The sequence below is a fragment of the Rhizobium sp. 05N49 genome (genome assembly GCF_056396805.1).
On record NZ_JBFTME010000014.1, the window covers coordinates 1 to 13,853 of the forward strand.

The 13,853-nt window shown below is 63.2% G+C and carries 14 protein-coding genes; 7 read left to right on the forward strand and 7 right to left on the reverse strand.

Translation table 11 applies throughout. The features are described from left to right. Positions 1 to 510: hypothetical protein (locus AC1DF8_RS24555; protein WP_478155384.1), on the reverse strand; the 510-nt coding region annotated here is incomplete at its 3' end. Between the two features lie 410 nt (positions 511 to 920). Between AC1DF8_RS24555 and AC1DF8_RS24560 the strand changes: the two genes are divergently transcribed. From AC1DF8_RS24560 to AC1DF8_RS24570, 3 genes are all read left to right on the forward strand, one after another. Then, positions 921 to 1,871 (forward strand): hypothetical protein, encoded by a 951-nt coding sequence (locus tag AC1DF8_RS24560; protein ID WP_478155385.1) that lies wholly within the window; start codon positions 921 to 923, stop codon positions 1,869 to 1,871. Between the two features lie 92 nt (positions 1,872 to 1,963). Beyond that, the gene (locus tag AC1DF8_RS24565) at positions 1,964 to 2,431 is read left to right on the forward strand and encodes a DUF3828 domain-containing protein (protein WP_478155386.1); all 468 of its coding nucleotides are present in this window, start codon (positions 1,964 to 1,966) and stop codon (positions 2,429 to 2,431) included. A 204-nt stretch (positions 2,432 to 2,635) separates the two neighbouring features. Then, the gene (locus AC1DF8_RS24570) at positions 2,636 to 3,022 is read left to right on the forward strand and encodes a GNAT family N-acetyltransferase (protein WP_113015968.1); all 387 of its coding nucleotides are present in this window, start codon (positions 2,636 to 2,638) and stop codon (positions 3,020 to 3,022) included. 8 nt (positions 3,023 to 3,030) lie between these two features. Here the strand turns inward: AC1DF8_RS24570 and AC1DF8_RS24575 are convergent, their stop codons facing one another. After that, complete coding sequence (locus AC1DF8_RS24575; RefSeq protein WP_113145606.1) at positions 3,031 to 3,639, reverse strand: exonuclease domain-containing protein; 609 nt, start codon at positions 3,637 to 3,639, stop codon at positions 3,031 to 3,033. A 259-nt stretch (positions 3,640 to 3,898) separates the two neighbouring features. Then, positions 3,899 to 4,225 (reverse strand): hypothetical protein, encoded by a 327-nt coding sequence (locus AC1DF8_RS24580; RefSeq protein ID WP_112546675.1) that lies wholly within the window; start codon positions 4,223 to 4,225, stop codon positions 3,899 to 3,901. A gap of 484 nt (positions 4,226 to 4,709) precedes the next feature. On the opposite strand from AC1DF8_RS24580, the gene AC1DF8_RS24585 reads away from it, so the two are divergent. Then, positions 4,710 to 7,613, forward strand: coding sequence for an ATP-binding protein (locus tag AC1DF8_RS24585; protein ID WP_478155387.1), 2,904 nt, complete (start codon positions 4,710 to 4,712; stop codon positions 7,611 to 7,613). Here AC1DF8_RS24585 and AC1DF8_RS24590 read toward each other — a convergent pair. After that, complete coding sequence (locus AC1DF8_RS24590) at positions 7,590 to 8,795, reverse strand: MFS transporter (RefSeq protein ID WP_478155388.1); 1,206 nt, start codon at positions 8,793 to 8,795, stop codon at positions 7,590 to 7,592. The genes AC1DF8_RS24585 and AC1DF8_RS24590 overlap by 24 nt on opposite strands. Before the next feature lie 177 nt (positions 8,796 to 8,972). Here AC1DF8_RS24590 and AC1DF8_RS24595 point away from each other — a divergent pair, with 177 nt between their 5' ends. The 3 genes from AC1DF8_RS24595 (at position 8,973) to AC1DF8_RS24605 (ending at position 11,103) form a co-directional block, all read left to right on the forward strand. After that, positions 8,973 to 9,827 carry a VOC family protein gene (locus AC1DF8_RS24595; protein ID WP_478155389.1) on the forward strand — a complete coding sequence of 285 codons (855 nt, stop codon included), beginning with the start codon at positions 8,973 to 8,975 and terminating at the stop codon, positions 9,825 to 9,827. Positions 9,828 to 9,898: 71 nt separating this feature from the next. Next, positions 9,899 to 10,312, forward strand: coding sequence for a putative quinol monooxygenase (locus tag AC1DF8_RS24600; protein ID WP_478155390.1), 414 nt, complete (start codon positions 9,899 to 9,901; stop codon positions 10,310 to 10,312). 71 nt (positions 10,313 to 10,383) lie between these two features. Further along, on the forward strand, positions 10,384 to 11,103 hold the full coding sequence (locus AC1DF8_RS24605) for an SDR family NAD(P)-dependent oxidoreductase (protein WP_478155391.1): 720 nt from the start codon (positions 10,384 to 10,386) through the stop codon (positions 11,101 to 11,103). Positions 11,104 to 11,147: 44 nt separating this feature from the next. Here the strand turns inward: AC1DF8_RS24605 and AC1DF8_RS24610 are convergent, their stop codons facing one another. The 3 genes from AC1DF8_RS24610 to AC1DF8_RS24620 form a co-directional block, all read right to left on the reverse strand. Beyond that, positions 11,148 to 11,984 (reverse strand): dienelactone hydrolase family protein, encoded by an 837-nt coding sequence (locus AC1DF8_RS24610; protein WP_478155392.1) that lies wholly within the window; start codon positions 11,982 to 11,984, stop codon positions 11,148 to 11,150. A gap of 242 nt (positions 11,985 to 12,226) precedes the next feature. Beyond that, positions 12,227 to 12,679 carry a hypothetical protein gene (locus AC1DF8_RS24615; protein WP_478155393.1) on the reverse strand — a complete coding sequence of 151 codons (453 nt, stop codon included), beginning with the start codon at positions 12,677 to 12,679 and terminating at the stop codon, positions 12,227 to 12,229. A gap of 53 nt (positions 12,680 to 12,732) precedes the next feature. Then, positions 12,733 to 13,338, reverse strand: a complete 606-nt coding sequence (locus tag AC1DF8_RS24620) for a J domain-containing protein (protein WP_478155505.1) — start codon at positions 13,336 to 13,338, stop codon at positions 12,733 to 12,735. Between the last annotated feature and the right edge of the window lie 515 nt (positions 13,339 to 13,853).

A 13,853-nucleotide genomic window follows, 5' to 3' on the forward strand; every position in this document is an offset into this window, starting at 1 on the left:
AGCGACACCCTGCAGTGATACTTGAGGATACTCAGCAATCATTTCTTCAAACATAGAGAGAAATTGCTCGCCTGTTCCGACAAAATCATCCACTGCGTATTTCGGCAGCCCACTATTTAACAGCTTTTGATTGAAAGGTGAATCACGAAATACAAATTTATCCGGAAATTCAACAGTTGCGATAGCTTTAAAGTCGTAGAGGATCGCATCTCCGCTTTTTGTAACATTGCTATTTTTTCGCCGTAGCGGAAATAAAACAATCCTCCCTTCATGCAGGGAAGATATTTCCTGCATAACTTTAAATATATGCTTGTCGTAACTTTTAATTACATCGTAGTATTTGATGAAATCAATTACTATATCTTTCGATGGTTGATCAATATTATCCAGCATCGCCACCAAGAGATCGTAGTTATCTTTCGAGAGGGAAAACCTCTTCGACTCAAGATCCAGACCATTTTTCGCCATTGCATCCTTGAGGTTAATTATATCACGGACAGTTATAGGCATCAAATTCCAACTTCATCCATATATCCCCTAGCCCACTGCATATGGCTGCGCCGTTAGCCCCAAAACCTTTGCGTCCTGCTGCGCTGGCGCGTAGTTCCCTCACATCAATTGATGCACAATTATAGGTCGAATCGCAACGCACGCGGAAGATTTGTCACTGTTTCATTTACTGCCAGAAATATCCTATCAGCGTCAAAAAGTTGGACGATCGGGACATCAGGAAGCCGCTTTGTGATAGGTCTCGTTGCGTTAGTGGTGCGATTAGCCCTCAGGCGGCTACAGTCTTTTCTCCTATCGCTCCCACGAGTAGCACGGTCGTGGCGCAAAACCTCATTGCCTCCCACCATCTCCGCCCTACCTCCACCCTGCCCCACATTCGCGGGCACACCACCACACCCTGGAGCGACACCGTGGCGGCCTATACCACCGATGATGCGATGCGGGAGCTGTCTCAGGTTCTCGGCAAGGCGCCGGCGGGCGCCGTCAGTGGAGAATGGGAAGCGACCACGATGCAGGCGGGGCATTCCTCCCGCACGGGCGGCTTTCGCGATGCGGCCGGCAACCACTTGGAGGAAGGCAAGCCGGATAGTTTGAGCATTGTCGGCGAGATCGTCGAGAAGCTGGAGGCAGGCTCGGCCCAAGGTGGCGATGGCCCCGGTTTCAACAAGGTGCTGATCCGCTGGAAGAAGCCGAAAATTCCCTTCATGCGTGGTCAGGTGACGATCGAGACCAGCTTCGACCGGTCGATCGTGCCGCGCGGCGTCGACGATCCCATCTATGAGGCGGCAGCGGCCGCGCGGCGCGCCTTCTGGCAGGGCCGCGGCGCGGTCGATGCCGGCTTTGCCGCCGAGCGCGGCGCGGCCAACAGCTACAACCAGACGAAATGGTTCGGCCCGCACCGGCGCGTGCTGGCGATCCGCGGGGATGGCAGGCTGCTGCTGGCCACTGACGGGCTTTCCACCCCCTGGGCGGGCGTTGCCGAGCCGGAGAATGGCGTGGAATGTGAGCTTTTCATGGAATTCGGCGCCGATGCGCTGGATGCCGGAGGCATAGACAACTGGGGCAACCTGTTGATCAGCCTTGGCGATCTTGTGGCCGATGGCCATCGCCTCGCCCGCGATATGGAGAAGCACGGCGCCATTCTCTTCTGCCGGCTGACGGAGGATTATCGGCCGTTTCAGCGCATCATGCTGAGCCGCGATAACGGTCGCATCGAGGGCCTGCCTTTCGGCGCCGTGCCGCTGATCCGCGTGACCGCTGTGACCGAAGCCGAACTTGCGGGACAGGACCTCGACGAGGAATGGGGCGTGACGGCGGCCCGCAATGTGCTTGCCAGCCGTGGCCTTTCGCGGGCGCTGTGACGGCGCGTTCGGCGGCACTTCTTTTCACGAAACACCCTCCCTCCGCACCCGCGACTCCTGCTACACATCCTCACTCAGCAGAAGGAGCGCACATGCGCCTGTCCACCCTCATCCTCGGCCTCGCCCTGTCGGCGCTGATCGCCTCCTCGGGTTTCGCCGCGACCTACAAGACCCCGGAAGCGCTGCTTCAGGCCCTCTACAGATTCGACACGGACAGCGCTGGCGATGACGGCCCCTCGCCCTATTCGGCCTTCTTCTCCGACCATCTGAACGAGATGCTGCAGGCCGATATCGACAACACGCCGGATGGAGAAGTCGGAGCGATCGATTTCGATCCCGTCATCGCCGGACAGGATGGCAAGGCAAGCAATGTCGAGATCGGCGAGYCGATCCTGCTGGACGACCGGGCCGAGCTGGAGGTGCAGTTCCGCAACGGCGAAGAGGTGACGCTCTATTATACGCTGGTGAAGGAGCATGGCGGCTGGAAGGTGGACGATATCGCAGACCAGCAGGGCGAACAGCCGTGGAGCCTGAGTGCGCTGCTGAGTGAAACGCAGTAGGGGCTCCCGTTGGCTCCTGGATGGGTGCCCGCCAGTGACCTCATGCCCTCCTCGCATCGGCACGAGGGCACGAAAATGGCGGGAAGCATCGCCCCGCACTCGGGCGGCCTCTTCCGGCCCGGCCCGTCCGGTCGATGATGCGCTACGGCCGCGTTCCGCTATGCTGGGACTCGCGCCTCCCACCGCCACAACCGGAAACAGCCCATGCCAGACATCCGCATCGACCCTTTCCCCTCGCCCGAAGAATTCGCCGCCCTCTGGCCGGCTGCCTGGGATGGTGCTGAGGCGCCGGATTTCACCCCTATCCTGTCGCGCAGCCTTGCTCATCTCGGCGCTTATCATGACGGGCGGCTGATCGGCTTCGTCAATGTCGCCTGGGATGGCGGCATCCATGCCTTCCTCCTCGATACCACGGTTCATCCGGATCTGCGCCGACAGGGTATCGCGACCGCGCTTGTGGTGGAGGCGGTGCGGGTTGCCCGGGAGCGCGGGGCGGAATGGCTGCATGTCGATTTCGAGCCGCATCTTCAGGGCTTCTACCGCGCCTGCGGTTTCAGGCCGACGGAGGCCGGCTTGATACGGCTGACCTAGAGCTGGGCTTAAGACAGAAGCGGCCGGTAGCCGCCGCCGGGCTCGCGCCGGGTCAGGAAGAAATGCAGGAGGTTGGCATAGCCGCGCGCGTCGTCGATTGCGCGGTGTGTGTGCGGCACGTTGCCCAGCCACTCGCGCGGATAATGGGCGATATCGCATTCCCAGGGGCTGCGCCCCGTCGCGCCCGCCACCAGCGACATGATGCAGAGCGGCGGATGGCGAAACAGGCGGTCGGCGATCCACGGCCCTTCGAACAGCGGCCGGCCGGTGAAGCGCTTCAGGTAATGATCAATCCAGGGAGCGTCGAGCGTCACGGGATGGGCGGCAAAGATCGGCTCGGCCCGGAAGGCCTTCACCCAGGCGGTGAAGCGGGCCATGACCTCGGCGGCAGGTTCGGGATTTTCAGTCGCGGCCGCGAAGGCCTGCGGATGCGCCTGCCAGAAGGCCGTGGTCACGGGGTCGCGTCCGGCACCCTCGAGCGGCTGCAGCACGGCTTCGAATTCACCGAGCATCTGGCCGGTCTCGGAAACGGCGACGGAGGCGAAGGACAGCATCGAATGGGTGCCCGGTATCGGGCCGTCGAATTCGCAATCGGTGACGATGTAGATATGCGGCACGCGCGGTATGCTCCTGCTTCGGTGGTTTGGGGAGCATAGCGGGATATTTGCGCGTTGCCATCGGCTTTGGGGTGTGGCGCCGCACTTCCTTCTGCGGAGCAATCGCCTGGCATCGGAGCGCTAAAACGCGGGCGTCCAACCTGCCCTTCAACCGCCTGCGATGCTGCTCGCCTGATCACCCCATCCGACAAGAAAACGCCCGGCCACCTCATGATGACCGGGCATCGTCTCGACCCGCGCCGTATCAGGCTTTGTGGGATCAGTTGTTGTGCGCTGCGCAGGCCTCGTCCATCGGCGTTGCATTGCTGGTGCCGCCCTGGGTCTGTAGCTTGCCGGGACCGGTGCCGCTGCTGCTTGCAGGGTCAGGGCAGTGAACCTTGTTCGACTTCATGCTGCCCATTTTCGTGCTGCCGGTCTTCATCTTGTCCGTTGCGACAGGCTTCTTGGTTTTGACGCCGGCTCCGCCGCCGGAATCAGTGGTGTTCTTGTCCATGGTGGCGCCTGTCGGGGCGGGGTTGGACTGGGCGAAGGCCGATGTGGCCATGCCAAGGGCGAGCAGCGTTACTGCGACAATTTTCGTGCGCATCGGTATTCTCCTGATGGGATCAGTTGCTGGTAGTTAAGGAACCGACGATCGCAGACATTGTTCCCACGAATTTGATCATGCTGCCCGGGCCCTGCCCCCTTCTCAATTTTCGAGCAAGCACCATCTCTGATCTCAATCACCGATGATCGATCGTTTCGGAACGGCCAGAGGGGAAACAGGCCGCATAAGAGGCGCGGAGGAAACGACCCGCCGCACCCGCCAAAAACCACCTCCAGCCCGGAAAACCCCGCCGGGCTTTTTCTTGGCCCAGCTGCCGCAGCGCGCCCTCATCCCTCCGCCATGCCTGCAAGCCGGTGCCGTTCATCGCGTCTCTCCCGTCAAAACCGGCCAATCCTTTCGGGCTCCACGGCGCGGCGCCGGAAGGCAACCGGATCAGAATTCAGGGCCATGGTTTTTGCGCCTTGCGGCGGTTATCATCGCGGCCTGGAGACCCGTCAGGGCCTTGGTGTCTGGAGCTTCGACCTTGCGTTCCTATTCCTTCGGGCCGTACATCCTCACTCCTGAGCGGCAGTCGCTGGTGAAAAACGAGCGGCCGGTGCGCCTCGGCAGCCGTGCGCTGGAGATCCTGGCAGCCCTGGTGGAACGTCCCGGCGAAATCCTGGGCAAGAGCGAACTCGTCTCGCGCGCCTGGCCGGAAACCTTTGTCGAGGAAAGCAATCTCAAGGTCACGGTCTCAGCCATTCGCCGCGCGCTCGGCGATGCCGCCACCGATATCAGCTATATCGCGACGGTGAGCGGCCGCGGCTATCGCTTCGTCTCGCCGGTGCAGGTCTCCTGGGATGGGGAAAAGCCGGTGCCTGCCGCAGCCATGCCGCCGCGCGCGCATAACCTGCCGGTTTCCACGACCCGGCTGGTGGGCAGAAGCGATGCGGTGAAGACGGCGCTGGATGTCCTCGCCCATTCCCGCCTTGTGACGATCGTCGGTCCCGGCGGCATCGGCAAGACCCGGTTGGCGCTTGCCGCCGCCGATGAGCTGACAGGCGCGTGTGAACACGGCATCTGGTTCGTCGATCTGGCACGGGTGAGCGAGGCGGCGCTCGTGCCGACCTCGATTGCTGCGGCGCTCGGGCTCAGGGTGCATTCGGCCAATATCGAGGCAGCCCTCGCCGCCTTTGCCGCCGATCGCGAACTCACTCTGATCCTCGACAATTGCGAGCACGTGATCGAGGCGGCCGCCGCCTGCACCGAGATGCTGCTTGCCGCAGCACCAAGGCTGCGTATTCTCGCGACCAGCCGCGAGCCGCTGCGTATCTCGGCCGAACAGCTCTACCGCCTGCCGCCGCTCGAAACGCCGCCGCAGGGCATCGCGCTCTCCGCCGCCGAAGCGCTGGCCTTCCCGGCCGTCGAACTGTTCGTCGAGCGCGCCGCCAAGAGCTTTGCCGGTTTCGAACTCGGGGATGCCGACGCGCCGAACGTTGCCGAAATCTGCCGCAAACTGGATGGGCTGGCGCTGGCGATCGAACTCACCGCGCCCCGGCTCGATGCCTTCAGCGCCGGTGAGCTGCTCGATCTTCTCGCCGAACAGTCGCATCTGTGCAGCCTGCGCTCCGGCCCCGACCGCCACCATACGCTCGCCGCAACGCTCGACTGGAGCTACGGGCTGCTGGCCGAGCCCGAACGCATGCTCCTGCGGCGGCTCTCGGTTTTCGCCGGCGCCTTCAGCCTGGAATCGGCCTGCGCCGTCGCGGTCGACAAGGGCCATGCGCGGGCGCAGTGCATGCATGGCGTCGCAAATCTCGTCGCCAAATCGCTGATCGCCATCGAGCGCGGCGAACTCGGCACGCAATACCGGCTGCTCGACATGACGCGCCGCTACGCCCTGCAGAAACTGGCGGAGAGCGGTGAGCACGAGGCGTTGCGCCAGCGCCATGCCGAACACCTCCTGGCGCTTGCCGAACGCGCCGAGGCCGAGTGGAAGATCCGCCCGACGGCGCAGTGGCTGGCCGAATATGGCAGCAAGGTCGATGATATCCGCCTGGCGCTCGGCTGGGCCTTTTCCGGCAGCCGCACCACCGCGCTCGCCGTGGCGCTGACGGTCGCCGCAATTCCCTTCTGGGAGCATCTGTCGCTCGTCGAGGAATGCCGCGTCCGCGTCGAGGGCGCGCTCGGCAAATCCCTTGCCGGTCACAGAAGCCTGCGCGACGAGATGAAGCTGCATCTGGCGCTCGGCACGGCGCTCTTTCACACCTGCGGGCCGCTTCCGGAGGTCAAGGCCGCCTGGACGATGGCGCTCGGTTGCGCCGAAGCGCTCGGCGATGTCGAAAGCCAGATGAGCTGCCTCTGGGGCCTCTGCGATTACGCCACCTGGACCGGCGACCACCGCACGACGCTCTCGACCGCCGAAAGGATCAGAAAGCTCGCCGAGAGCATCGGCGATCTGGCCGCCCGCAACAATGTCGAGCGGCAGACGGGAACGGCGCTGCGCTATCTCGGCGAACTCGGCAAGGCCCGCCGTCATTTCGAACGCATGATCGCCCGCTACGTGCCGCCGGTGACACGTTCGGATATTGCCCGCTTCCAGCTCGACCCGCGCTCGGCCGCCCGTGGCACTCTCGCCAATGTGCTCTGGCTGCAGGGCCATCCGGAAAAGGCCGTCGCGATGGCCGAACGCCAGCTGCAGGAGGCGCGCGCCGCCCAGCACGCCCTGGCGCTCTGCAATGCCCTCATCCACACCACGTGCCCCATCGCGCTCTGGACCGGAGACCTCGCGGGCGCCGAGCCCATGCTCGCCACCATCGAGCTGCACATGGCCGAACATGCGATGACGATCTGGATGGCGATGGGCCGCTGCCTGCGCGCCGACTGGCTGCTGCAGGGCGGCGATTCCACGGGGCTTGCTCTGATGAAGGATGCGCTCGACGAGCTGGATGAGGTGGGCTTCCGCATGCGCTGCCCCTTCTACGCAGGCATTTACGCCGCCGGGCTCGGCGAATACGGCGATGCCTCGGCCGGGCTTGCGGCCATCGAGACGGCCATCGCGCGCGCCGCCTCGACAGGCGAATTCTGGTGCATGCCGGAGCTCTTGCGCATCAAGGCCGATCTCCTGCGCAGGGAAAGTGCCGCACGCACGGTGGAGGACCGCGAAGCGCTCTATCTGCAGGCGCTCGATCTCGCCCACCGGCAAGGCGCGCTCTCATGGGAGCTGCGCATCGCGACGACGCTTGCCGAGGAATGGTTCTGGCAGGGGCATGGCGCAAGGGCAAGCGATCTGCTGGCGCCCATCCATCGGCGCTTCGCCGATGGATGCGAGACCAGCGACCTCCTCCGCGCCCGCCTGCTCCTCGATGCCCTGCCGGCCGCAAGCGATGGACACCGCCTCGCCGGCCAGCTGCACCAGGGCCTGTCACGCCCCGACGCGCTCGGGTGACCGTATGCCGCGATCGAGCATCAGCAGAAGCGGCGCAATCGCACCGATACAGGCAAAGACCGTCAGCGCCTCATCGTAGCGCGTGCCTCCATCGGCCAGGAAATGCAGCATGGCCGGGCCGAGGCCGGCCCCCATTGTCAGCGCCATGTAGTTGATGCCGAAAAGCTTGCCGAAGCTGCGCATGCCGAACCGTCGCGCCAGCAGGAAACCGATCGCATCGCCCTCCGCCCCGGTGGCGAGGCCGAAGAACACGGCACTGACATAGGCCGCCGCCTGCCCCTCCGAATTCAGAAGGATCAGATGGCCGGCAACGGGTGCGAGAAAGGCGAGCGCCGTCAGCGGCACCGGTGGAAACCTGTCGAGCAGCGCCCCGAAGCCGAGGCGCATGACGATGAAGGAGAGCCCCACCATGCTCATCACGAAGGCCGCTTGCGCCGGCGCCGCACCACGATCGGCGAGCTGCACCGGCAGCGAGATCGAACCCGCGGCAGCCGCGAAATAATTGAGGAAGAAGGCCGCCAGCATCAGCCAGAAACTCGATGTCCTCAGCGCCTGCGGCACGTCATGCCCCTCACTGCGTGCAGCCTTGCTTGCCGCCGGCGGATCGCGAATGACGAAGAAGGCGACGGGCAGCGTGATCGCCATTGCCGCGATGCCGGCCGCCACGAAGGCGAACCGCCAGCCCCAGAGCGAAATGATGAAGGCAAGTGCCGGCGGAACCGTGGCGATCCCGAGCCCGACGAAGGAGAGCATGATGCCGAGCGCAAGGCCGCGCCGTGCGCTGAACCAGCCGACGATCACATAGGTATAGGGCACGCCGGTCTGCGCAGCACCGAGCAGGCTCGCGATGGTGACGGCGGCAACGAAGGCTTGCAGGCTGTGTGATGTGATGCCGACGGCAGTCAGCCCGAGGGCCATCAGGATCGAGGATGCGATCAGCACCCGGCGCGGCCCGAACCGATCCGTCAGCGCGCCGACGACGGGCGACATCAGCCCGTTGACGATGGCGATCGGCGCCACGACGGCGGCGACCGCCGTCCGGTCCCAGCCGGTATCCTCGACAATCGGCAGGATGAAGACGCTGAAACCGTAGATCAGCACGATGCCGATGCTGAAATACATGCCGAGCCCTGAGCCGACCACGATCGCCGCCGGCCCGAGCCACGCTGTCCTTCTCTCCATATCATCCCCCTCCGGGCGCCAGCCCCCAGCGGCCGGTTTCCTCCCGGTGAAAGGTGAAACGGCCCATGCGCCTTCACCGAATTTCCCCGATCTTCACCCCGGCCGCAAGCGCCGCCGATCTAGAATTCCGCCAATTGCCCGAACAGGAAAACCATCCGCTATCCCGAGGAGAAAAGCATGTCACACGAGCAGATGAGCCAAACCCAGCCCGAAAACCCGGATCGCCGCACCGTATTGCGCGCCGCCGGCGGCATTGCGATCGGCGGCATGGCCGCAGCCCTTTCGGTCAGCACCAAGGTCTCGGCGCAGCAGGCGCCGGCAGCCGCCCGCGACCCCGGTTCGCTCGGCGCCCGCCTGCAGGGCGTCCAGCATTTCGGCCTCACAGTGCAGAACATGGAGCGCGCCTATGAATTCTACACCGCCGTTCTCGGCGGCACGGAAGTCTTCCGCCACGGCGATTTCCAGGGTGATGCGGTGCAGAACACGCTGCTGGCCGACCAGGAGATCATTGCCAATACGCTCGGCGTCAATCCGCGCACCATCGGCGTGCCGGATCTGCGCGGCGGCGCCCAGCGCCTCGACGTGCGCTTCATCCAGTTCGACAATGTGGTGATCGAACTCCTGCAATATCGCGATGCCGACCAGCCGATGGGCGGCCCGAAAGCCTTTGCCGAGCCGGTGGAGCATATGAGCCCGGCCTTCCCGCGCATGATGCATATCTGCTTCTATGTGCGTGACGATGTCGACTTCAACCAGTTCATCACCGATCTCGAAGCGGAATCCGCCCGGCGCGGCATGACGCAGGTGCGCGCAAACCGCATCATCCGCGTCACCACGGAAGAAGAACGCAAGGCGGCGCCCCAGGACACCAACACCAACAAGGTGACGGTCGCCCCCTCCGATGGCTGGGAACTGATCTACTGCAAGGGCCCGGAAGGCGAACAGCTGGAATTCGTCAAAGCGCTCGGCCCGGTGAAGAAGCGCTTCGCCGATGCGCATGACGCGCATATGCGCCTCGCGAGCGCCAACTAAGACCATCCCGCAATATTCGACATCCAGGCCGCGGCTCCGTTGCGAGCCTTCGCGGGACAAGGAGACATGCCATGAAAACTCTTGCCTATCTGCAGATATCGGCCTTGCTGCTGGCGGGCCTCTTTCCGGGCCTCGCCGCCGCCGAGGGCGGACCGGGCGCCGGCTATGCGAAGATCTCTGACGGCGCCTATTCGATCGTCGCCGAAGTGCGCGCCAAGCCCGGCAAGGAGGCCGAGCTTCGCGCCGTCACCCTGCCGCTGATCGATCTCGTGCGCGGCGATCCCGCCAATCTCGTCTATTTCCTGCAGGAAAACCGGGAAAGCCCCGGCCATTTCATCTTCTACGAGATCTTCGCCAATCAGGCCGATTTCGAGGCCCATAACGCCATGCCCTACGTGAAGGACTGGTTCGCCAAGCTGCCCGATCTCGCCGATGGCGGCGTCAAGGTGATGCGCATGGAAGTGCTCGCACCCGCAGGCAAATAGCGCAAACCACAGGAAACGGAACGGCGTCACCACCAGGTGACGCAATCCTCAACGGATCAGGGAGTAGCGACATGAGACTTGAGGGCAAGGTCGCATTGATCACGGGAGCGGCAGGCGGCATCGGCCATGCGGTGGCCGGCCTCTTCGCCACTGAAGGCGCCATCGTGATCGCCGCCGATATCAAGCTGCCGCAAAAACCCTATGCCGGCGATGTCGAGACGATCATGCTCGATGTGACCAGCGAGGAACAATGGGCATCGGCCGTCGCCGCCATCGTGCGCAAGCACGGCCGTCTCGACGTGCTGATCAACAATGCCGGCATCATCGCCTACGAGCCGCTGGACAAGCTGGAAATGAAGGACTGGCAGAAGATGATCGCCGTCGACCAGACCGGCGTCTTCCTCGGCATGCGCGAGGCGGTGCGCGTCATGCGCAAGCAGCAGGCAGGCGCGATCGTCAATATCTCCTCGATCTGGGGCAGCGCCGCGGTCTCGGGCGCCCATAGCTATCATGCCGCCAAGGGCGCGGTGCGCAACATGTCGAAGAACGCCGCCATGACCTATGCCGGCGAAGGAATCCGCGTCAATTCCGTCCATCCCGGTTTCATCCACACGCCGCTGACCGACGCCCAGAACCCGGACCTGAACAGGATCGTGATCGACACGACCCCGATGAAACGCGGCGGCCAGCCGATCGAGATCGCCTATGGCTGCCTGTTCCTCGCCTCCGACGAGGCAAGCTATGTCACCGGGGCGGAACTGAACATCGACGGCGGCTATCTCGCGCAATAGCGCCGGGCCTGCTCCTCGCCTTCGTCATCGCCGCCGAGCAGGCGCTATTTGCCGACATATGTCTTCAGGAAGGCTTGAACACTGGCGATCGACTGTTCCGCCGCGGCAGCATTATATTCCTCCACATGCCCGAAGACCGTCTTCGGCTTGGTCATGGCTTCATCATCGAAATCGTGACGCGCGCCGGGATAGATATGCAATTCGACCGGCGGCCCCTTGCCGCTGAGATTGGCGATCCRCTGCCGGCAACGCTCCGCCGGGCTCCAGTCATCGAGATCGCCATTCAGGATCAGCGTCGGCACCGTCGCATCGCTCTCATGTGGTGCACAGACCGGATAATAGGCAACCGCCGCCCTGAATTTCTCATCCATGAATTGCTCGTTTCCCTCGATCTTCGTCGCCTCCAGCGTCGCAATCCCACCCGCTGAGAAGCCCATCAGCGCGACGCGCTTGCCGTCGACGAAGCCGCTCTTCGTCAGGAAGTCCAGCGCCCCATAGGCATCGAAAACCCGATCGGGAAGATAGGTCTTGCAGCTGTTCTCGATATTGCGCGTGGTGAAACTGTCGACCACGAGCGTGACATACCCCCAGGAGACCAGCCGCTCCGGCCAGACGTCCCTCACATGCGGATGGATGCCCCCGCATCCGTGCATCAGCACGACAGCCGGAAACGGCCCGTGGCCCTGCGGGCGGGTGAGATAACCGATCAATGGGGTCGCCTGCGGTACCGGCGGCACCTCGCCCTGCTCTTTCGCCTTGCGCTCCAGAAACGGGCTCGGCTTCACGACGGCACTGTCGAAGTGCACGAGTTCGTCGGCTTGGGCCTGCGGAAGGATGAAAAGGGAGACCGTGAGACAGAGGAGGAACTGGAAGAACTTCACGGGATGACCTCGTTCCGGATGACAGGCTTAAGCCCACAGCGGAAACTTGGATGAAGTGATGCGAGGGTCAAGGTGATGCGGCAGAGAGGCGCAGTGCGCCCTCTTCCCTCATCTCCTCCTCGTGCTAGCACGAGGGATGGCACTGAGATCCAGCGTGCCCAAGCCCTTGAGCAGGAAAGACTTTATTCTTTCGCCGCTAGTGGTCATTCAGCGCAGGAACGACAGTATTGCCGATGTCACCCTCACGGGTACCAGAAGCCTTCACCCTCTTCGCGAGCCATCGGTTTCCAGGCACTGTCATGTTGCCTCACATCAGCGAAACGCCGCTCAATCGTCCTCAGAACCTTCTGATCATCCGTGATGACTTCGTAGAACGTACTGTCGATCGCCCGGATGACGACCCAGGCCTGGTCGGGGTTGGCCGGCAGCGATCCGGTAAACTCTCCCCATATGACCTGAAGCGTGTCCTGCGCCGCTGCCGCCAGATCCCGACCGCTCACGGGCTTGCCAGACTGCGCCATCGCATGCAGAAGCTCACCGCCGGGACCGTTGGCATCGAACCACGGATAGCCTGCATCGACCGCCGACACTTTCCATGAAGCCTTCAGGGAGCGAGGCACAAGGCACTGCAGGACATCACGCAAATCGAAAGGAAGTGCTCGTTCGTGAGGGCCATAGATTCTCAAGGTCTTCATGGCGCGTGCCCCGAATGCGAGACGGTTCAATGGCTAAATGCGGAGGCGAACCTCTACTCCGCAGCCTCCCCCCGCTGCGGCTCCACTACCTCCACCGTCACCTCCTCCAGCGGCGCCAGAATCTCCACCTCATACGAGTAACCCTCGAGCATCGTATAGGTGTGCTCGATCGTCTCGATCTGCTTTTCCGTCTTGCGGATGGCGTCGGCGATGGCCTCGCTGCGGGCGCGCAGCATGGAGCCGAGCACGTCGGTTTCCGGGCGGCGTCCGAGGCGGTCGATGTGTTTGCGCACGCGGGCGCGGTGGCGTTCGAGCTCCAGGATGTGGAAGCGGCTCTTGACGATGTCGTCGGAGAGTTTGCGGCGCATGGCGGCCACGGGATCGAAGCTGCCGGGTTCGCGCTCGTCGAGGATCACCTCGTTGACCAGCGATTCCAGCATCAAGACGCCTTCGAGATCCCTGGGATCGGCAAGCTGCGGATCGTAGCCTGTATCGTCATAGACACGCCGGCGCACGGGATCCTGCAGCAGTTCATAGGCGATCTGCAGCCGGTTGAAATTGTCGACATCGCCGCCGGCATCCGGATGCGCGCCCTTGGCGGCCTTGCGCCAGGCAAGCTTGATCGCCTCTCCACTGGCGTCGCGCTCCAGTCCGAGCATGGCATAGGGATCGATCACGCCGGCATTTCCTTCATTCACTGCTTCGTCCCTCCGAGACCTACCGGCTGGCAGACGCCGCATCAAGCCCCGAAACACGCTGCCATATTTGCGGCAGCTCGGGACGAAATTGTGGAACGGCGCCGATTTTCCCACAGATGAAAGGTTAATGCGACGAGTTTTCCCTTTGGTGTGGCCGGCAGAAAGGCTCGATCCCACGGCACGGCCTGCCCCTCGTTGCGAAGTTTGTGCGGCCGCTGCCTAAAAAAGCCATGGCCGACCCGCCTCATACCTCGGCCAGCAGTAGTATCGAACCACGCCCAGGTTGCAAATGCGACCCCCGTCCCGCAATGATACAGATCCGTCAGCATAGACTAACACTCTGCCAACCATTTGAATCATCATCAATTCTCGCAACCGCGAAAGACATGCCACAATATTACCGCTTGCTTTTTGCCCGAAATGCTGGCACCAACTGCGACACTCGGGCATTTCGCATGCCGGTGACTGGACTGAAG